The sequence below is a fragment of the Methanosarcina sp. genome (assembly GCF_028693135.1).
Lineage (GTDB): Archaea > Halobacteriota > Methanosarcinia > Methanosarcinales > Methanosarcinaceae > Methanosarcina.
The window spans coordinates 145,540-167,249 of the sequence record NZ_JAQUVZ010000001.1 but is presented as its reverse complement, the minus strand read 5'-3'; the positions used below and the strand labels follow the sequence as shown (position 1 = coordinate 167,249).

Below are 21,710 nucleotides of genomic sequence, written 5' to 3'. Positions count from 1 at the left end.
TTCAGGCCTCCCTGGTAACGTTTATCCAGAGGCGCAGGTCTCTGTAAGGCACATCCTCTTCAGGCTCGTTGAAAAGCAGGAACTCAAGCTCCAGATTCTCTCCTTCAAAAGAGGGGGTTATCTCAAGGGGCTCTTCCAGGGTTGTGTTGTCTTCAAGTTTTATATGTTTCAGGTTTTCAGGCAACTGCAGGGATTTGTTTTCGAGCCTGACATCCATTGTATAGTTTACGGCTCTGTTTTCATGGTTTGCGATCCCTATAATGACTGTTCCACTTTCTCCCTGCACATACTCTGTAGTATAGTTATCAGCTGTTCCCTCAGGTCCGAGGATATAGAATTCTGTAAATGGCTCCTGTTCGTGGGGAACAATGGCTACATAAGCTACAGTTCCTACTAAGGCCAGAATGGAAAGTGCCAGAAAAATCCTTAGCGTCTTTTCCGTTGACGACTCGGTTTTTCCCAGAACCTCAACTAACAGGGAACTGGCAGAAGCCTTCAAAGAGATCCCAAAGGTTTTGTCTTCTGGAAGCTGCATCCTGCGGACATATGCTGCTGCGCACGCAAGGATAATAAACACAGAGAGGCTTACAAGTAGAGGCCCTTCCCGGATCCCGAATGATGTATTACTAAGTACAAGTCCTATAAGAGGTACAATTGCAACACTTATTCCAACAGAAAGTGCCGCCCTTTCAATTCCCTCAAGCCCGGTCTTTGTTGGAAATAGCATGGCTATAAGAGCATACCCTGGTAGAAATAATACCAGTGGCAAGCCAAGGACTGTACGAATAAAACTCTCACTGAGTACAGGAATCAGTACAAAAATATCCGTAAGAACTACAAGGCCTACCACAAACAGCAGGTCAGATGGAAACTTCTGGTTCCCGGCCATATGACTCCTCATAATATGATTTTAATTTTTTTCTGGCTTTCCAGTTTTATCCTTTTTGTATCCAAGGTTAATCTGTCTATTTCACATCTCTCTTGAGGGAGTTTTCAGAAAAACCTTTCCGGCTGTTTTTCTGGCCGGTCTTTTATAACCTTCTGCTGCGAAGAGTTGAGAACTGGAAGGTTGGGGATTGGCCCTACTTTCAATTCCGGAGCCTTTTTTTCTATTTAGTAAAATAGGCTTTTTTTCCATTTAGTAAAGCTTATGTCTCTTCATCATCTCTCTTTTTTTTCAATAGTCCTTTTAACTCAACCTACTCAAATTACTCTTTTGTATAAAATATCTTTCCCTTTCTCTGCATGTTATTATAAAAATGTATTTCTTCTTTATGCCCTCCTTGAGGAATTTTATAGCTCAGATTAATATTCTGCACTTTTTTTGAAAAGGTTTTCTGAATCAGCTTATTCTTTTTCTTTCTGTTAATGTGTCTCACAAGAAAATCTCTAGATTTCGAAATCTGTATAAATTTTTCTTTTCCTGCTGTGATTCTTATTATTTATATCGGAGCTTTTTTAGCTCTTTTCCTGGCGAACGGGATTTTTAAGTGGGCGGATTTATTTTTCGTTATCGGACGGACTGCTAAATTATTTTTCGTGCCTAAATGTTTATATAGTTCATATCTTAAAACAAATACACGTCTGATTCAAAACTATGACTTACTTGCAGGGCATCTTTCCTTTCCCTAAAAGGAACACAATAAACCCCCAAATGATGCGCTGTAGATCTATGTTACATATGATCCATAGAAACCCTTTAAAATTTATGGAGCGATGACTCTGAAAAATGTATTCAATGTATTTGAAAATCTCGCCGTTTTCTCTATAGAAAGGCGCTTCATGAAGATTTTTGATTCTTTTCATCAAAGAGGTAGATGATAGCACATGACCATTACTATTGCAGCCATGCCTGCGTATAACGAAGCCCATTCCATTGCAGAGGTTATCAAAGGCTGCAGAAAATACGTAGACAGGGTGGTGGTCGTGGACGATGGGAGTACAGACGATACTGTCGATATCGCTGAATCCCTTGGTGCCTACGTAGTCCGCCACGAAATTAACAGAGGATATGGAGCAGCCCTTCGAAATTGTTTTGAAACCGCCCGCAACCTCGGCGCAGGTGCTATGGTCATAATCGATTCCGATGGGCAGCACGATCCTTCCGAAATCCCCCAGCTTCTTGAGCCTCTAAAACAGGGATTTGACCTTGTTATTGGCTCAAGGTTCGTCAACGGCAACGGAAAAAATGTCCCTATTTACCGTAAGTTTGGAATGAAAGTACTTGATGTTGCAACTTACATAGCAGGCGGTCTCAATGTCACTGATTCCCAGAGTGGTTTCCGGGCATATGGCAGAAAAGCTATTGATCATATAAATCTGAACGGCACTGATATGTCTGCAGGTTCCGAAATTCTTATTCAGGCAAGAGACCATAAACTGAAATTTACGGAAGTCGAAATTCACTGCAGGTATGATATTGAGGATTGTTCCAGTGAACATCCTTTCATACATGGTCCCAGGGTCCTGTTTCAGATCCTTAAAGATATGGAGTACAGGCGCCCCCTGTACTATTTTGCCGTTCCTGGCCTGATTATGACCTCTATAGGCTTTCTTATGGGACTGACATTTTTGCAGGATTACATTCTGGGAGGATACCTGCGTTTCGGGCCAACGCTCCTTATGGTAATGCTGACAATTATAGGGGCTTTTATGATATTTACAGGAATCATACTGCATTCCATTTCAAGAATGATATTTCTAAATGAACAGATTCGAAAACAATAACTGTAAAAATGGAGTCATTTTATGGAATATCCTTTTGTTTCGGTTGTAGTAGGTATACGTAACGAAGAAAAATTCATTGAAGAATGCATTGAGTCTCTTCTTCATCTCGATTATCCTCAGGATTCTTATGAGATTATTATCGTCGACGGCATGTCCACTGATAAAACACAGGACCTCGTACAGAAATACCCTGTCAGGCTCCTTCTTAATGAACGAAAAAATGTTGCAGCAGCAAGGAACCTCGGGGTGGAAAACGCCCGGGGTGATCTTGTCGCATTTACGGATGGGGACTGTCAGGTCGATCCCAGGTGGTTGAAAACACTTGTCAGTGAAATGATGAATGCCCCGGAAGATGTGGCATGTGTTGGCGGCCCGAACTTAATATTTGACACTGATCCTGTGTTTGGCAGGGTTGTAGGGCATGCCCAGGAAACCTTTCTGGGTTCCGGGGGTTCGGCCCAATCTAAAAATTCCACAAAGAAACATTATGTCAGTTCCCTCCCGAATTGCAATGCGATGTACAAAAAAAATACAATCCGGGAAGCCGGGTATTTTGACGAGCGGTTTGTAGTGGGCCAGGATGGGGACCTCAATTACAGAATAAGCAGAATCGGGCATAAATTCCTGTATATTCCAGAAGCAAAAGTGCTTCACCACAGAAGGGGGACCCTTAAGTCATTTTCCGTACGAATGTTCAAGTATGGTATGTGGATGGGTGAGCTGTTCAAAAAACACGGCGAATTCGTTCGCTGGTATGCCTTTTTGCCTTCGATTGCCATCCTTTTTGCGGTATTTTCACTTATTGTTTCTCTTGTATATCCAGCTCCGATAATCGTTTTACTAATACTTATGTCCTTATATTTCGTTCTGGTCTTTGTTACCTCTATTCAGGTAATATATAAGATGAAATCAAATTACGGCCTCATCGCGCTGTTCGTGATCCCTGTGCAGCACGTTACTTATGGGCTGGGTTTTTTGTACAGTTTTGCAAATTCCCTTCTCCTTTCAAAAACCAGGTCTCTTTCGGGGAATAATGCTTAATAATTTATCCGGTTACCGTAGCCATAGTTGCCGGTACGCAAATGTAATAAATGGTTCGAGATATTGAACCTGGCTTGAAGTACGTTGGAGCAAAAAATTCTTAACCAATATAGACCTCTCTGTAAATCCTATTGGTTTCAAACAAAAAAATCTAAACCTTTTATTTCAGGTCCAATCCTGTAATCCTGTTAGGAGTCAATTCTGAATCCTTTATTTCAAATTTAATACATAAAGTTGTGATCGTTTAAGGTTATGGAGATAGTATGTTCGGATTGAGCGAAGAGGCGGGACTCACGTACACGGGTAATAGCCGTTTAATGAAGGTAATTTCCTTCCTGTTCCCAATAGCAATAATTCTCGCCGTTATATTCACTTTTGTATGGATGTTTGCAACCGAAAAGCCAGGTTATGCAATTCGTGGATTGTTTACAGGAATTCCTGCAGTACTCTCCTGCCTCTTTGTATTGTACATTTACAAAAAAGATGTAAGTCTGCATGATATAGACAGTTTCCCGTCTATAAACATAAAGATCCTTACGTACCTGTTTGGCATATTCTATTCTGGTTCAATAGTCATGCTTCTGCTATCTCAGGGAGACCGGCCCTGGTACTATTTCGTATTTATTCTGGGGATGTACCTTTCTGTTTTCCTGCAAATTTTCTCTAAAGAGGTCAGGCCGTCCCTTATCCTTCTGGAATCTTTTTTAATCATGGTAAACCTTACTTACAGTGTTACCTTCAATTATGATTTTTACTTCGGGACCACTGACATTCTGCCTCATATTTTCCTTTCGGAATTCACTGCAGTAACTGGACAGACCATTTCAACTGCCTTAAGTGACTATGCATTTTTCCCCTTATATCATATACTTGTTGCAGAAGCTGCCGTAATTCTGAACCTCAGCGCAAAAACTTCACTTTTCCTGATAACCGCGCCAATTTATGCAGTAACAGTAATTTTTCTTTACTATCTATTTAATCACATTACACACAACAGACAAATCTCTCTGCTCTCCTGCCTGCTTTATTCTTCAAGTTATATTGTGCTATATTACAGTGCAAACGTTATCACACGCACAATGGCATTCGTAGCGTTTATTCTGCTGCTATATCTGGTTTACAGTGTCAACTTCAAAGAGGATAAATTCTCTTTTAAAGCTCTTTCAGTAATTGTTTTGGTTTTCTTGACCCTGGTCCATAACGTTTCCATACTCCAGTTCGTGTTATTACTCGTCATACTCTTTGCCTCGGAGTATGTTATAGGGTCTGAAAACTATATCAGTAAACCTTTCTTTCTACTGTTAAATGTTACTTATACTGCTTACTGGTTCTTTGCAGCCTATCTGTTTATGCAGAGAGGGTTGACTCCTCGTTTGCAGAGCCATTTCTGGGACACTATAGTTTTAACTGCCGGAGGTTCTGACATACTTGCGGAAAGCTTGACAGGTCTGCTAGGCCTTCTGGATAAATCTGTCTTTTTATTTTTTGCCCTTATCGGAATAGGCTTTCTTCTGAAAAACTACAGGAAAAACTATGCTTCAGTTTTCGGGTTATTTGCTCTGTTAACCCTTCTTTTCTATGTCCCCAACCCTCTCAATACTATCTGGCAGTTTAAGGTCCTGTTCAGGGTTGACCGGTTTATGCTTTTCGTCAGTCCCTTCATGGCTTTCGCAATGGGATATGGAATTTATATATTCTGGAACTATGTGGATAAATATGGCCCTAAAAAGTTCAATACAGTGGCCCTTATAATTCTGCTGTTCTCCACTTTTGTCTTCATCTCGTCAGTCTATAGCATTTCGGATTCAGACATGCTTGGCCAGAGTGCAAAGCATGAATATTTCACTGCTAATGAACTGAGTGGTTTCGAACATGTTTATAAGTACATTCCTGAGGGTTCTGCCGTTTATTCCGATTACTTTACTACAAGGTTCTTTTATCTCCCGTCAATTCCTGAGGACTCTTCGGGAATGAACCTCTCAATTTACGATAATTACCGAATCGATAATGTAAACGAATTATCCAGTTACAAAGGCTATGTAGTATTCAGGACTCAGGAGTTTCTAAGGAGCGGTTTGTACTTTGGCAGCGATGAAAGTAGCACTAAGGAATCTGACAATTATTTCTTTAGGAATACTCCAGAAAACGTAATTGATCTTGAGGCCAATCTTACAAACGCAAATAAAATCTATTCAAACCCGGCAGCGGACATCTTTGCTCCCGTTTCGGCGTTAAGCAAACCTCTTAGAAGTTCTAATCTTAACAACACACTTACAGGCATTTAAATGCCTGTATTTTAGCTTTTTTTGAAATAAGAAAGTTCCATTATCTGAAAGATTGTAAAAGCTAAGATGTTAAAGCTGAAAGATTGTAAAAGCTAAGATGTTAAAGCTGAAAGATTGTAAAAGCTGAAAGATTGTAAAAGCTGAAAGATTGTAAAAGCTGAAAGATTGTTAAAGCTGAAAGATTGTTAAAGCTGAAAGATTGTTAAAGCTGAAATATTGTAAAAGCTGAAAGATTGTAAAAATAGTATGAGATTTTCAGGAGATCAAGCTAAGACAGCCTGGGTATAATTTCGGTGGATCAAAAGAGCAACTTAGAACCTTTTCTACCTGTAAAATGAATTTATCGATGAAGCAGAGTTCTGGTAAAGCAGAGTTCTCTGCTTTTTCCCACAGGTTTATTTTGAGGGCTTCGATAGAAGCTCTGAGTATATGTCTACAGTCTTCTTTGCATGGGCTTCCCAGGTGAGTCCTCGCTGGATTATACTTTTGCGCCCGAATTTTCCCATCATTTCTCTTCTGCTTTCGTCTTCAAGTAACTTATTAATCTTTTCTGACAGTTCGGCAGGGTTTTTTGCAGGAACCAGATAGCCTGTTTCTCCCTCAACCATCAGTTCCGGAATCCCTCCAACATCAGTTGCTACGACAGGGACTTCACAGGACAGAGCTTCAAGCACTACATTTGGTCTTCCCTCTGAGAGAGAAGGCAGTACCAGCATATCTGATGCTGAAATCCAGAGGGGAATATCCTCATGGTTTACAGGTCCCGTAAATTTGATGGAGCCGGCAATTTTGAGTTCTTCTGCCCTTTTTTCCAGACTTTTTCTAAGCCCGTCGTCCCTGCCTACCATATAGAGGTCCGTGTTCTTATCCACAAAACTTTTTGCAGCTTCAATAAGGTAATCCACGCCTTTTATTTTTCTCAGGGCACCTATAAACAGGACAATTTTCTTTTCCTGAGGCAGGTGTAAAATAGCTCTTGCCTGTCCTTTTCCTGCAGGCTTGAATATCTCCGTATCAACGCCGTTAGGGACCACATGTACTTTACTTTCGTCTATCCCGAGATTCACGATATGGACTTTGAGGTCTTCACTGACAGACAGGACTTTATCTGCAAAATTCATGGCTTCTATAATCTGCCTTGAAGTATAGGTCCCTTCATAGGCAATCTTTCTTTCGATCGTCCCAAGAGCACTTATTACCAGGGGAACTTTCCATTTCTTTGCAAGCTTCATCATCCCGTATCCATCAGGATATGAAAAATGTGCATGGATCAGGTCAGGTTCTGGTTTTATGTTTTTTATGGCGTACCTGGTAACGAAATGGGCATACGAAACGCCGGTTATGGGGTAAAAATACTTTTTGGGAATAGCATAGATATAACGCGGATAGTGAAGGTCATATTTTTCGGTGTGCTCAATTCCGGGCAATTTAGAAAAATTATGGTACGGAAAGGCAGAAAAAGGAAGCACGAAAGCTTTTGGAGAAATAACCGTCACGTCTACTCCCTGGTCTGCGATTGAATCTATGCTCTGCTTTATAAATGTTCCAAGTTGAGGGTAATACCTGTTAGGAAACTCCTGACATACTTCCAGTACTCTCATAATCTTTTTCCTTTTTCGATTCGGATGCCTCAAAAACACTCAAAGGAGAGAGTTTCTCCTATAAATATCTCTCTGCAAAATGAATGAATTTATCTTTCCGAACATAAATTTCAAACCTACTCTTCCAGACCTATGAAAATTAATGAATGGAGTCGTGGGATAAACTAATTAACTACTTTTGCTATTCAGATAACGGCAACCATGGTTAAAAAAGTAAGTAAAATTTTCCTGGTCTATTACAGTTCTTTCACTACAAAATCAGGTTCGAATATACACATCCTCGAACTCTTAAGAAATTTGAAAAAATACACGGATGTAGTTTTGTTCGCACCAGGCCAGAAAGGTGTAGATCATAGCTTTTCCGGAATAAAGTATGTGCCTGTGATAGATAATAAGTACCTTGTACAGCCCTCCTACGAGTTCATGCTATCCTTTTATCTTCTGTACTCATGCATAACAAACAGGCCGGAAATACTGTATCTCCGTCAAAACTCTTTTCCGTTCTTCCCCATTGCCCTATGCAAAATTCTAGGGATTCCTTCGATAGTTGAAGTTAACGGATTGGTTATGGATGAGCTTAAGGTAAACCCGGACTCGAAATCTTTTGCATACAGGGTTTTTTCCTTTCTGGCGCTCCGTTCTGAGAGGTTCAATTACAGATACTGTGACAGGATAGTTTCCGTGACTGATAAACTAAAAGATGAACTTGTGAGGCTATATTCGGTTCCTGCAGAAAAAGTTCTTGTAATTAACAACGGAGCAAATACCGATCTTTTCAAACCCATGGATCAAAAACAGGCAAGAGTCAAACTCAAGCTCGACGATTCAAAGAAGTATGTGTGTTTTGTAGGACACCTTGCAGCCTGGCAGGGAGTTGAGTTTCTGATCTATTCCTCTCCTTTTATCCTGGAAAAATTCCCTGATGTTCGTTTCCTTGTAGTTGGGGATGGGGTCATGAGGGACAAACTGCTGAAAATCGCCTCGGAGATGGGGCTTTCGGATAAATTCACTTTTACCGGAAGAGTTCCCTATGAGAATGTTCCTGTATATGTTAACGCAGCTGATGTTTGTGTTGCTCCTTTTATAATGGAACGAAACTCAAAGATAGGGCTCTCTGCCTTGAAAACATATGAATACCTTGCATGTGGAAAACCTATTGTGGCGAGCAGTATTCCGGGGGTTAAAGACCTGATAGATCTTTCTGGAGGCGGAATTTCAGTACCTCCTGAGAACCCTCGAGAACTCGCCAATGCCGTAGTGGAGTTAATCTCCGATCAAAAGGCTATGGATGCGATGGGTAAACAGGGCCGTAAATATGTCGTCGAGAATCATAGCTGGGATGGAGTTGCAAGAACGATTCTTGATATATGTCACGAAATTGTTTGATGCGGTCTATTTGTTTGATGTGGTCTATTTGTTCGACGCGGTCTATTTGTTTGATACGCTTTTTTGATTTCACGGAGCTTCTCTGTGATTTCACCATATGCCTGATTTTTCTTCTGGCCTTATCTTTCTTCTCTATTCGTTATTTGAATTAATCATGATTTGGCTCTCATTCCACTCTTACTTTCGTGTGGTTTTATTCCCGGTTTTTATTAGTTTTCGGTTGTTTTTTATTTTTGATTTGCGGCTTATGTTATTGATTTATTGCTTCAAGATCTTATTTGTTTTTATGGATTTTACATCTGTTCTTCTCGCGGCAAAGAATACCTCTTTAAGTTGATTGATCTAATCTTCTCTCAAAAATTTTCCTCTCTAAAATCTCAAAGGTTTAAATGCTAACGTCACTCTTTTTTTTCATAATTTTAAATAACACGCCTCTATCTATTGATCCGTCATTGTCCATAAATTTAAACTGTGTGTTCGATCAGTCTCTAAATGTCTAAAAAAATTTACAAACTCCGCGCAAATACTTTTATATTATAACGATCTAATTTACAATGCCGACTATAGAAATTTACTTAGTAATTTAAAAAAAATTTATTTCCAATGTTTATGCGGGGGGGAAATTCGTGTATATTGGAGGTAAATTCCCTTTAAAACGAGGAATTTCACTCTGAATCCAGTATTCGGCTCATCTAATAGGGTTCAATTGCCTATGGTCTGATTTTTTTTCCAGGGCTTATTCTATAGTCTTGAACATTTAGAGAGTGGATACTATCAACAAAATCTTGTCGGAGAGGTTTACAACATGTTATATAATTTTATTAAAAAATTGATTAACAGTGTAAATATTATTTTTAACACTCCGGCAAATTGGAGTGGATTTCTATCCTGTAAACATATAAAACAATTATTTAATGATCGACCCCAGGTGATAGCAATGCTAAAACGAAAATTGGGAGTCCTCTTCCTTATAGGGTGCTTTATAGTTTCAAGTGTTTCTATGGCTTCATGCCAGACTTCTGCACCTATTATTTATGTTTCTGGAGATGGGAGTGGGGACTATAACTGTGACGGAAAAGACGACCATGTACAGATAAACCAGGCCCTTAAATTGGTGGCAGAAAATTCTGCTTATACAACTGTCCACCTCAAAGGGCCTTTCACATATGTTATTGACGATTCTCTCCTGATTGGAAGCAACACTATTCTTGAAGGAGATTCAGATGCTGTGCTCAAGCTGGTTGATCACGCTGGTTGGGCTACTATGGTACCCCTTATCAAGCAGATGAGCAGTTCAGGGATTTCCGATGTTACGATAAGAGGTTTCGAAGTTGATGTCAATCACGATGGCAATGCTGAGCTTGCCAAGGGTAGAGGCTACTACAATGTAGTTTATTTCCTCTATTCCAGCGATATAACGGTTCATGATATGTATATGCATGATGGACACGGGGACGGGCTCAGAATGAGAAATAGTAAGAATATCAAATTTTATAACAACACCGTCTATAAACTCGGACATGATGGCCTGTTTGCAATCGAATGCTCGAATGTAGAAGCCTGGAACAACACTGTAACCTGCAGGACTAACAGTGCTCTGAGGGTCTGGAACTCAAATAATGTAAAGTTCCATGATAACTTCATTGATTCATTTTATGACTGGAGTGCAGGCGGCCCGGGTATTCAGGTTGAGAGGTCAAAAGGTGATATGAATAATATCGAGATCTATGATAATGTAATTACAAACACCTACGGACCAGGCATCTGGCTTATCGGAACTGCGGGAGCATATGATAAAAGTTTGTCAAGCGTATATATTCACCACAATATCTTCTCTGGTTCCGGAACCAATCCGAGCATCGAGTGGGTTGGTGGGGTTTTGAGTAGTGGGTTCCATAATGTCCTGGTTGAAAATAACGTCTTTGATGGAGTTCATAACGCGGCGGTTGTAAATATGTATTCGACGGATACCAATGCCGGTCCCTCAGGAACAGGATTCACAACCACTGTCCGTAATAACATAATCGTAAACACAGTCCAGCGCACGAAAAACGCTGCAGGAACCGGATACGGTGTGATTAACCGCCTTACCAGTTCCCACACCATTGTACTGGAAAATAACTGTCTTTACAACAACATAGCCGGGAACTATAAAAATGTTAAATCGACAACAGATATCTATGTAGATCCTCTCTTTGCAGACAAGAGTTCATATGATTACCATCTCAAATCAGTAGCAGGTCGTTGTAATGGGGACACATGGGTAAAGGATAGCATGAGTTCTCTATGCATTGATGCCGGATCCGCTTCCTCTGATTACTCAAATGAGCCGGAAGACAACGGAAATATAGTCAACATTGGAAGATATGGAAACACTATATATGCATCCAAATCCGGAACACCAATTAATCAGGCTCCTGTGATGAATTCCATCCCGGATGTTACTGTTGATGCTGGAAAAAGCCTGACCTTTACAGTAAGCGCATCGGATGCAGACGGAGATAGCCTTGTATACTCTGCTTCAGGCATTCCCGCAGGTGCTACTTTTGACAGCAAGTCAGGAGTTTTCAGCTGGATTCCGGCTGCCGGACAGGGGGGAATGTACGGTATAACTTTCGAAGTAAGCGATGGCAAACTGAAAGATTCGGCTACAACAGCTGTAAGCGTTGTCAATCAATTAACCTCATCGGCCGTAGTAGGAGTATCCTACGACAACCGTCTGCGTGAAGCTTCACCTTCCTCAGTTTTCCAGAGTTCTCCCTATATTGATGTAGGTGGAATGAGTACTGGCAGGTATAGGGATTTAATTCAATTTGACCTGAGCGAGGACACCGGTTCTACCGAAGTCAGTGATGCGATCCTTTCTCTCTACTGGTATTATCCTGCAGCGAGCACAAGACCGGAAGATACTGTGATCGAGGTTTACAGGCCGGCTTCTTCCTGGGACCCAGGCTATGTGAGCTGGACTAAAAGGAACAGCGGGACTGCGTGGAAAAATGCCGGAGGCGACTGGTACGATAAAAATGGGGTTTTTCAGGGCAGCACTCCATATGCTACAATTACCCTTAAAGGCAGTACCCTTCCTGACAACAGGTACTATGAATTGGATGTAACCGATCTCGTAAAAGAGTACACGAGTGGAAAGTATGAGAACACCGGTTTTCTGATAAAAGCCCGTAGTGAAAGCAACAATTACATTGCATTTTACAGCAGTGACTACGGAACCGAAAGTAAGAAGCCAAATCTTAAAATAACAACGAAAGAGCCTACAGTTACTGTACAAGCAGTTACACCTGTAGTGACTGTAAATGTAACTGTTGCTGGTGCAGAGGATAACCGCCTGCGTGAAGCTTCACCTTCCTCAGTTTTCCAGAGTTCGCCCTATATTGATGTAGGTGGAATGAGTACTGGCAGGTATAGGGATTTAATGCAATTTGACCTGAGCGAGTACACCGGTTCTACCGAAGTCAGTGATGCGACCCTTTCTCTCTACTGGTATTATCCTGCAGTGAGCACAAGACCGGAGGATACTGTGATCGAGATTTACAGGCCTGCTTCTTCCTGGAATCCAGGCTATGTAAGCTGGTATCAGAAAAACAACGGGATTGCATGGAAAAATGCCGGAGGAGACTGGTATGATAAAAATGGGGTTTTTCAGGGCAGCACTCCATATGCTACAATTACCCTTAAAGGCAGTACCCTTCCTGACAACAGGTACTATGAATTGGATGTAACCGATCTCGTAAAAGAGTACACGAGTGGAAAGTACGAGGACACCGGTTTTCTGATAAAAGCCCGCACAGAAAGCAATAACTATATAGCTTTCTATAGCAGCGATGTCGGGGACATAAGCCAGGTTCCAAAACTTCAACTTGTATACTCAGCTAAAAGTTCAGTATAACAACTGAAAGCTCAATAAAGCTAAAAGTTCAGTATAACAACTGAAAGCTCAATAAAGCTAAAAGCTCAATAAAGCTAAAAGCTCAGTAAATCTAAAAGTTTAGACGCCCTTTAAGGAGGTACTCCGAAATTCTGGACAGCAGGAAATGTTAATTTCCCAATCCGGTTTTCGGAATATCCTCCTTCTTTTTATATCCTCTCATGTTTCTGTCTTAAAGTTTACTTATTATGACTATTTTTATATGTCCCATTCTTACTCTCTGTACGTTCTTCTTTAATTTTCATTCGATCATTTTATACTTGTTAATAATTCTCTTTTTGAAAGTTTTGCTTGCCTTCATTATGAACTACTCTTAAACTATTCTCAAAATTTATTTAAATACAAAGGCTTTTATCCTTTGTAGAAATCTCTTCATGGGGTTAGAAGGAGCCCGATTTCTCCAGAAGAGAACGTTATTCACATAACCTAAAAGTTAACGGCGAAAATATCTTTAGATTCCCCGTTCTCGAATTCAGAATTATTCCCTCATTAAAGGTGTTTCTATGAATTCAAATTATTGTGCCCTTATTATAAGAATAAAGTTAACGCTGAGAATAAATTTAAAATATTTGGACTCTGTCTCTTGCAATTAAAAGTGCATTTACTGATTATTGTTCAATCCCCCCATATTCTCGAAAAACAATCAATATATATGCCAACGCCTGTGCCGGATAATCAATTGTTTTCAAAAAGATTTATATGTTATGCATAATTAGTGATCTGAATCGAGGCTACGAAATAGATTTTCGCGCGACTACTTCATAAGCTCCTTTAATTATAAACGGAAAAGAGACAGTTCTTTTTAAGGTGGTATGATGTCATATCAAAAATTTGCAAGGGACGTTGGCTTTATCGGGATGGTTCAGATACTTACAAGCCTTAGTACCTTCTTTTTACTTCCTATTATCACAAAAACCCTTGGAGCATATGATTACGGACTCTGGGCACAGATCAATATTACAGTATCTTTAATCTCTTCTCTTGCACTGATGGGGCTTTCGATGAGTTTCGTCAGATTTTTATCTTCCGAAACCGATAAGAAAATAATAAGGGAAGCAGTATATTCGATCCTTTTTTTTGTTACAGTATCAGGTTTTCTTGCTTCATTCCTGTTATACATATTTGCAGAACCACTTGCAACTTTCGGTTTTAATGACCCGGAAGCAACCTATTTTGTTCAGGCAGGTTCCCTTTTAATTCTTCTGAACGTAATAGAGTCTGTATCCCTTTTTTATTTCAGGATTTTCAGACAAATTAAGAAATTCTCTTACTTTACTCTTGTTGAAACCTTTGGAAAACTGTTATTTATACTGGTTTTCCTTAAAATGGGGTACGGGCTTCTTGGAGTAATAACCGCCACGTTAATGATTCAGGGTCTGATTTTTTTAATTGCCCTTATTACCATAATTTCACAGATCGGGTTTGTTATCCCGCGGTTTACTTACATCAGAGAGTACCTGAAGTTTTCTCTGCCGTTGACTCCAAACGCCCTTATTAGATGGGTTACGGAATCAAGTGACAGGTATATGATTGCTTTTTTTCTTGGTCTCGGCAGTGTTGGTGTCTATTCTGCGGCGTGTTCAATTGGGAACCTTATCCAGCTTTTTGTAAGCCCTCTTCAGCTGATTCTCCTTCCTGAGCTTTCAAAGCTGTTTGATGAGAATAGGATGGATGAGGTAAGAATCTACATGTCGCATTCTCTCAGGTATTTCCTTATTATCTCCATCCCCTCAGTTTTTGGACTTTCAGCCCTTGCGAAGCCTTTACTTGGGGTTCTTACTACCCAGGATTTTGTTTCTGGCTGGTTTGTAATCCCTATCATTGCTTTTGCCGGGCTTCTGGCAGGAATATTCCAGATTTTTGTCAACACAATGTTCCTTATAAAAGATACGAAGTCTACTACCTATATTAATATCCTTGCCGCTGTCTCAAACGTGCTAATAAATCTCATTCTCATACCCTCAGTCGGCATTATCGGGGCTGCTATTTCAACTCTTGTCGCCTACTTTATGATGGCTGTACTTTGCATGAGAATGTCCCTTAAACATTTTAAACTTGATTTTTATTTTATGGACATTGCAAAAAGTGTTTTGGCATCAATGGCTATGTATTTCTTTGTTTCCAGCCTGGCTATCTCAGGTATACTTGAGCTTTTCGAAGCAATGGGGGCAGGCACGGTTATTTATGTGATTGTGATGTTGCTGGCGGGCGGTTTTACTGACCATGAAATGTCTTTAATAAAAAGATATTTGCTCAGGGCAAAGGTGAGCCCGAACAGCAAATAATCAGGCATGTATTCTCTCGGTATTGAATTAATCTAGATTAGCTGTTTAGTCTCAGCTTTTGAATAAATCATAAGTCTGTTATTCCCAGTGCTCGCAGGAATTTTTTTACATCTATTTTCGCCATATCCGTGCTATCCTTTAAAAACGGCTTTATATCTCTTTTATCATAGATAGCAAAATGGGTTTCATCTGATTCTGTAACATTCCTTAAAAAAGTCTTGATATAGTTCCTTCGCATTATCAGGTTTTTTATTTCATGTTTCATATACAGGTAATGGATCTTTTTGTTTTTCATCTGCACCTGGGGGCTTACTTTTTTTCCCAGAGCGTCCAGGTACTGGGTGTACTGCAGATTAACTCCGGATAGGTTACCTACCCTATGCCACATCATTGAACGAAGGTTTATCTCCATAAGCTTATATTTTTTGTCACGGTAATCGTATTTAAACTCCGGCTGTGCGATTCCCTGAATATCCATACCATTCAGGAGGGTTCTACCCTGTAAGAGCACTTCTTCAGGTGCCTCATTTGAAGCAGCTGAAAATACTCCGAAATTATCAGGATACTGAGATAATTTTTTTCCGGTCCATTCGTTCAGGGTCCGTCCTTTCTTGTCTCTGTACCCTACATAAGCATATATACAGTCCCCATCCCCCGGAATAATTTCCGAAGCCAGAAACTTGATTCCAGAATCCAGATATTTTTCGATTTTCTTATTTAATTTCTTTAGATCTCCAGGCTTACCTATCTTCAGGTTTCTGAAGATCTTTATTTTCAGGTCTTCCCTTTTGTTTGGCTTCAGGAGAACTGGAAACTGGAGAGTTTTGATATTTTCCAGATCTTCTTTTTTCTGGAGAAGTATTGTTTTAGGATATGGGACACCAAGCTTTTCACAGTAAGAATACTGGACATACTTGTCCAGGCAGGCAAGCAGGTTTTCATGGTTAAAGGGCAAAAAACAGAATGAGTGGATTTCAGTATAAATGGTATTCAAATTTTCAAGCTGCAGGTCATTAGTGGGAAATATAATTATTTTTTCATACTCCTGATGGAGCTTTTCAATCTCTCTGCGAAGGCTATCCGGGGTTCCATCAATAAGCACAAACTTCTTTATTTTATTACTGTATGAGGCAAGTTCTCTGGAACATCCGAAAAGAATGATTTCTTCTATTTTTTTCTCGTGCAACTCCTTAATTATCGAATATCCGTTGACGTATCCCCCCAGAACGAGCGCACAGTCATTCTTTTTCATATCACATACTCCTTAATACTTAGTTGCGAACTTTTAAGTCCTCCCCTTTCTACAATGTTAACTTCCAATGTATTTAAACACTGTTGTTAACGGCGTTTACATTTTGAGTATCTGGCTCTTTTTTCGAATTGAACCCTTTAGATCTTATTTTCTCGGAATCTGTAACTTTCTCCCCTCAATTGCGGTTACAGACTCGGACTAAGGAATTAAGGCGTACGAGAATCGGAAAATTAGCTATGTGTCCTTTGAAATTGAAGGCTTAAGTGTATATACTGGGGGTTCATAATCCCTCAGCAGGAAACCCCTGAGTTTAGCTCAGGGGTAGTTGACGTGGATTGCCCTCCAAATCTAAAGAGTTAACGGGCTTTCCGGTTTTCGAGTGACCAATACAATGTCTAATTGATGCATATAATGTTTAATATTAACGAAAAAAATTAGAGGGAAGTTGATGTTTATACTTCCTGGTTGAAGACCAATAGGGTTTACGCTTCCTCTTCTAAATTCTCAGTTTCCGGAAAGCAGTGTCCTTACAGTATCTCTGACGCTTTTCTCCGAGGTATAGGCGGGTCTCCATCCCATGGCTTTTAATTTCTCAATCCCGAGTCTCATTCTCGGTACATCGCCTTTCCAGCCTCTGCTTCCTCCGGTATATGTAAACTCTACGTCAGAAAGCCCCATCTCTTCTGCAACGACTTTTCCTATCCCTGTGGCACTGATAGTGTCTTCGGATCCTATATTGAAAATATTTACTTCTTCTTTGCTTTTTTCTATTGCAAAAAGGATCGCTTGAACACATTCCGATATATGGAGGTAGGATTTTTCCTGCTTTCCGTCCCCAAGAATCTCGAGTCTGCAGGGATTTTCCTTCAGCTTCCTTATGAAATCAACGGTAATTCCATGAGTGCTGCGGGGGCCGACGATGTTTGCGAACCTGAAAATCCAGGCCTGCATATCAAAGGTGTGAGTATATGAAGTTATCAGGGCCTCACAGGCGAGTTTGGAGGCGCCATAAAGGGAGATAGGGATAAGTGGTCCATAGTCCTCAGGAGTAGGTATAATGCTCGCTTCCCCGTAGACTGTGGAGGTTGAGGTGAAGGCTATTTTCCTGGTGCCGGTTTTCCTCATTGCTTCCAGCAGGTTGTAGGTGGCCAGGATGTTCTGGTCGAAATGGACTTTCGTATCTGAAGCCCCCAGCTTGACGTCCGGATTTGCAGCCACATGGAAGACGAAGTCGATTCCTTTGCAGGCGCTTTCAATTGCTTCAGTGTCGAGCAGGTCTCCTTTCATCAGGGTGAAATCAGGGTTTTCAAGATGGTGTTCTATAAATTCCATCTTGCCGGAACTCAGGTTGTCAAAAATGATTACCTGGTTTCCTTTTTCCAAAAGGCGGTCTACAAGATTGCTCCCTATGAAGCCGGCTCCGCCAGTTACAAGTATTTTATTTTTTACGGGCATGGAAATCTTCCAATAATCTCTCTTTAACTTATAAATATCTTTATTTCAGTCGAATGCCCCGCTAGCTTGCTGTGAGGATGGAAAACTTCCCCGGTAATCGTTAATGATAATATGATTTATCACTTCCATTTTTTTGTTTATTGACTTCTGCTCGAACTAAACCGTATAGTGCTATTGTTTCCTTTAATGAAATTTGGAGCTGTGGCGCGAACATACCCTTTGCTTGCGGCGGAGTGGCCAGCGCAACTTTTATTTGTTCCTCAAATATTTTCCTTCAATTCTTAGCAAATGATTTTATGACGAGCCCTAATCTCTCTAGGGAAAAATTAATGATAATTGCAGTGTAAAGTAAACAACACATATCTGAAATTGCTCAAATGAAATTTTTCCTTTATCCGGAGTGTTAATCTTGAAAGTAAAGAAAGCAGTCATCCCGGCTGCAGGTCTCGGGACCCGTTTCCTACCTGCCACCAAGTCCATGCCAAAGGAAATGCTCCCGATCATCGACACGCCCGTCATCCAGTACGTCGTGGAGGAGGCTATAGCCTCGGGGATCGAGGACATAATCATCATCACTGGGAGGGGCAAAAGGGCTATTGAAGATTACTTCGACGACTCTCCCGAACTGGAGATGCACCTTGCGAAAAAACACCAGACAGACATGCTGAAGCTGGTGAGGGACATCTCTTCTCTTGTGGATATCCACTACATCCGCCAGAAAGAGCCCAATGGCCTGGGAGATGCAGTCCTCAGGGCAGAGAAACATATCGGAAATGAACCTTTTGCGGTGCTTCTCGGAGATGACATTATCGTTAATGATAAGCCTTGCACTGCCCAGCTTATCGAGAACTTTGAAAAATACGGAAGGTCAACAATCGCAGTCGAAGAGGTGCCTTACGAAAAACTGAGTAGCTACGGGATTATAAAGGGCAAGCCTATTGATGATTCCCTGTACGTGCTTGAGGATATAGTGGAAAAACCCTCTCCTGAAGCCGCTCCTTCCAATATCGGGGCAATCGGACGCTATGTCTTCACTCCTGAAATTTTTGACTGCATAAAGGAAGCTGGAGCCGGTGTTGGGAGTGAGATCCAGCTCACTGATGGCATCAGGCTTCTGAACAGGTCTCAGATGATCTATGCTTGCAGGTTCAAAGGAAAAAGGTTTGACACCGGAGATCGGCTTGGGTACGTAAAGTCCATAGTGGACTTTGCCCTTAAGAATGAAAACCTTAGAGATGATGTACTTGAGTATCTGTGGGAAATCATGGCAGTTGAAAAGGCTCCTGCGGAACAGAACGAACAAAGGTGATTATTCATAGTAAAGACTATAAAAAAATATGGTAATAAAAGAAGTATCAAGTAAGTGAGATTAAAGAATATCTAGCCAAATGACTATCTAATAAATGGATTATAAATGGGGGAGGTAGTTTCTGCTGATTTTCACCAGCAGAGTCCCTCATAATCCACCTTTTTCGCTTTAATTACCCGTCTTCCGTCAATGATTATCTTTCCTTTCATGTCCTGGAATTCGGAATCGAGATTCCTGAACTCATCCCATTCAGTCATCACCAGACAGGCATCTGCATCTTTAAGCGTATCTGAGGCCTTATCAAGGTATTCGATTGTGGGAAAGACGCGCTTCATGTTCTCTGTTGCCATAGGGTCATAAGCCGAAACTCTGGCTCCAAGCCTGAGGAGTTCAGCAATCACAGGAATTGCTCTGGATTCTCTTATGTCGTCTGTTTCATTTTTGAAGGCAAGTCCAAGGACTGCGATCTTTTTACCTGCAGGGTCCCCTATTTTCCTCTGGAGAATTTCAGTCATAAGAAGGGGTTGCTTTTCATTTACAGCTATCACGGACTCAAGGAGTACAGGAGAGTATCCTATTGCTTTTGCTTTTCCTATCAGTGCTTTTACGTCCTTTGGGAAACATGACCCACCAAAGCCTGCCCCGGAATTTAAAAACTTTGGGGAAATCCTGAAGTCCTTTCCTACGGCTTCCATGACCTCATAGGTATCGATGCCCAGCTTTTTGCAAATATTTCCTATCTCATTGGCGAAGGAGATCTTGGTTGCAAGTAGGGAGTTATTTGTATATTTGATCATTTCCGCGGTTGCCGGACTTGTACGTGTGATCTCACATTCAAAGGTCCTGTAGAGGTCGGAAACCAGATCTCCTGATCTTCTGTCGATCGCCCCAACAACTATTTTGTCAGGGTGCATGAAATCCTGGACTGCCTTTCCTTCCCTGAGGAACTCTGGATTCATTGCAACCCCAAAATCTTTTCCGGCAGTCTTTCCTGATGCTTCTTCAAGGACCGGGAGGACAAATTTTTCTGTCGTTTCGGGCACGACGGTGCTTTTTACTACCACCACATGGTAGCCTTCTTTCTTTGCCAGGGCTGCGCCGATACTTGCTGCTGCTGCCCTGACTATTGAAAGGTCTATACTCCCATCTTCTGCCGAAGGTGTTCCAACACAGATAAAGGAAATATCCGTTTCATTGACCGCAAATTCATAATCAGTAGTTGCGATGAGTTTTTTTCCTGCATATTTTTGCAAAAGCTCTCCAAGCCCCTCTTCATAGATGGGGGAAATGCCTGCGTTTATCTGCTCCGTTTTTTTCCTGTCAATATCTACACAGATGATTTCGTGTCCTGCCTCTGCAAAACAGGCTGCAGTGACTGAACCCACATACCCTGAACCTATAACCGAAACTTTCATAATTTGAACCTCTTTCTCGGGAATTGAAAAGGTAATCAATCCCAAGTCTTATTTATTTTTTGATAGGTTGTATCTCTTTACAATTCCTGATCTTTGAAATTTCCTGTTTTCAGGTTTTCCTATACTTATTCTTTTCGTACTTGTTTGAATATTTATATAGTTTGACAGTTTATAGGTTTCTATAGTTAGAATTTAGTACATGTTATGACAATACCGTTACTGACAAGTTGGGGGATTTATAGTGCTTTCAATGCTGATGCTGGGTACAGAAGATCTTGTTCTGGGAAATAATTTTCCTGGTTCAGGCATCTGTTTTGTTTACACGGACTTTGGAGTTCCTGAATTCTACCGGATAACGGTTCTGGGCTTAATCGTTCTTCTGGGGATAAAGGAAATGCTTCTGGTTTCCCTAAAAGAAGACTCTTTTTCAATAGATTCTATTGATATGGGGATATACCCACTGTTGATATGTTTTGTTACCAATTTCCTCTTTGCATGCTTAGAAATTATTTTTACAGGGTTCGTGCCCTAAACTCCCTGATTTTTTTCTTTTTAATATATTTTTCTTCGTTCTTTTGGGGAGTTTGTCCTGTGAAATGGTGGGGAGTAATAATAGGTTACTAATAGGTTCTTTTTTTCTTTTTTGAGGCTGAATAAATCTGAATTTTCCGTGTTTTTAAATTATACTTATCTTAGTTCAGAATCTTAGTTTCCAAAACTATTTATCTCTGAACTATTTATCTTCTAATCATAATAGTATTTGTTAATGATCATATCATACTAAAAAATTTAAGTTTTAGGTGGCGCTATAATGGGGTGGGCTCTAGCCGAGGGGGGCAGAGTTGCCTACATCCTGTTGTCAGTTAAGGGGAAATTTAAGGGACGTTTTATCTAACAGTAGGGTTCGGAAAAAAGGGACTTAGGAAGAACCAGGGTCTATCGGACTGCTTCTCTAATGGATGAAGTAGAAAGATCCCTGATTTATCGAAAGTATCTTGCCTGATCTGTTTTCGG

At 40.6% G+C, this 21,710-nt stretch carries 14 protein-coding genes; 8 read left to right on the top strand and 6 right to left on the bottom strand.

Features of this window, described 5'->3' with window-relative positions; translation table 11 throughout:
* Nucleotide 1: 1 nt before the first annotated feature.
* Together PHF18_RS00600 and PHF18_RS00595 are read right to left on the bottom strand one after the other, a co-directional pair.
* Nucleotides 2–889 (bottom strand): DUF1616 domain-containing protein, encoded by an 888-nt coding sequence (locus PHF18_RS00600; protein WP_300097116.1) that lies wholly within the window; start codon nt 887–889, stop codon nt 2–4.
* An 81-nt stretch (nt 890–970) separates the two neighbouring features.
* Nucleotides 971–1,138, bottom strand: coding sequence for a hypothetical protein (locus PHF18_RS00595; protein ID WP_300097115.1), 168 nt, complete (start codon nt 1,136–1,138; stop codon nt 971–973).
* Between the two features lie 689 nt (nt 1,139–1,827).
* On the opposite strand from PHF18_RS00595, the gene PHF18_RS00590 reads away from it, so the two are divergent.
* The 3 genes from PHF18_RS00590 (at nt 1,828) to PHF18_RS00580 (ending at nt 6,053) form a co-directional block, all read left to right on the top strand.
* Nucleotides 1,828–2,727: a glycosyltransferase family 2 protein gene (locus PHF18_RS00590; protein ID WP_300097113.1), complete on the top strand. Its 900-nt coding sequence runs from the start codon at nt 1,828–1,830 to the stop codon at nt 2,725–2,727.
* A gap of 21 nt (nt 2,728–2,748) precedes the next feature.
* Nucleotides 2,749–3,768, top strand: a complete 1,020-nt coding sequence (locus tag PHF18_RS00585) for a glycosyltransferase family 2 protein (protein ID WP_300097112.1) — start codon at nt 2,749–2,751, stop codon at nt 3,766–3,768.
* Nucleotides 3,769–4,031: 263 nt separating this feature from the next.
* Nucleotides 4,032–6,053, top strand: coding sequence for a hypothetical protein (locus tag PHF18_RS00580; protein ID WP_300097110.1), 2,022 nt, complete (start codon nt 4,032–4,034; stop codon nt 6,051–6,053).
* A 395-nt stretch (nt 6,054–6,448) separates the two neighbouring features.
* On the opposite strand, the gene PHF18_RS00575 is transcribed toward PHF18_RS00580, so the two are convergent.
* A complete protein-coding gene (locus PHF18_RS00575; protein WP_300097108.1) occupies nt 6,449–7,654 on the bottom strand; it encodes a glycosyltransferase in 1,206 nt (401 codons plus the stop codon).
* Nucleotides 7,655–7,855: 201 nt separating this feature from the next.
* Between PHF18_RS00575 and PHF18_RS00570 the strand changes: the two genes are divergently transcribed.
* From PHF18_RS00570 to PHF18_RS00560, 3 genes are all read left to right on the top strand, one after another.
* Nucleotides 7,856–9,040, top strand: a complete 1,185-nt coding sequence (locus PHF18_RS00570; RefSeq protein WP_300097106.1) for a glycosyltransferase family 4 protein — start codon at nt 7,856–7,858, stop codon at nt 9,038–9,040.
* Nucleotides 9,041–9,977: 937 nt separating this feature from the next.
* Nucleotides 9,978–12,941, top strand: coding sequence for a disaggregatase related repeat-containing protein (locus PHF18_RS00565; protein ID WP_300097104.1), 2,964 nt, complete (start codon nt 9,978–9,980; stop codon nt 12,939–12,941).
* A gap of 851 nt (nt 12,942–13,792) precedes the next feature.
* A complete protein-coding gene (locus tag PHF18_RS00560) occupies nt 13,793–15,265 on the top strand; it encodes a flippase (RefSeq protein WP_300097102.1) in 1,473 nt (490 codons plus the stop codon).
* Between the two features lie 67 nt (nt 15,266–15,332).
* Here the strand turns inward: PHF18_RS00560 and PHF18_RS00555 are convergent, their stop codons facing one another.
* Both PHF18_RS00555 and PHF18_RS00550 read right to left on the bottom strand, forming a co-directional pair.
* Nucleotides 15,333–16,517: a hypothetical protein gene (locus PHF18_RS00555; protein WP_300097100.1), complete on the bottom strand. Its 1,185-nt coding sequence runs from the start codon at nt 16,515–16,517 to the stop codon at nt 15,333–15,335.
* 504 nt (nt 16,518–17,021) lie between these two features.
* Nucleotides 17,022–17,972, bottom strand: coding sequence for an NAD-dependent epimerase/dehydratase family protein (locus tag PHF18_RS00550; protein ID WP_300097098.1), 951 nt, complete (start codon nt 17,970–17,972; stop codon nt 17,022–17,024).
* Nucleotides 17,973–18,381: 409 nt separating this feature from the next.
* Here PHF18_RS00550 and galU point away from each other — a divergent pair, with 409 nt between their 5' ends.
* Nucleotides 18,382–19,281 (top strand): UTP--glucose-1-phosphate uridylyltransferase GalU, encoded by a 900-nt coding sequence (galU, locus tag PHF18_RS00545; protein WP_300097096.1) that lies wholly within the window; start codon nt 18,382–18,384, stop codon nt 19,279–19,281.
* A 131-nt stretch (nt 19,282–19,412) separates the two neighbouring features.
* On the opposite strand, the gene PHF18_RS00540 is transcribed toward galU, so the two are convergent.
* Nucleotides 19,413–20,696, bottom strand: coding sequence for a UDP-glucose/GDP-mannose dehydrogenase family protein (locus PHF18_RS00540; RefSeq protein WP_300097094.1), 1,284 nt, complete (start codon nt 20,694–20,696; stop codon nt 19,413–19,415).
* A 250-nt stretch (nt 20,697–20,946) separates the two neighbouring features.
* On the opposite strand from PHF18_RS00540, the gene PHF18_RS00535 reads away from it, so the two are divergent.
* Entirely contained in the window at nt 20,947–21,228 is a 282-nt protein-coding gene (locus PHF18_RS00535; RefSeq protein ID WP_300097296.1) for a hypothetical protein, read from the top strand.
* The last annotated feature ends 482 nt before the right edge of the window (nt 21,229–21,710 follow it).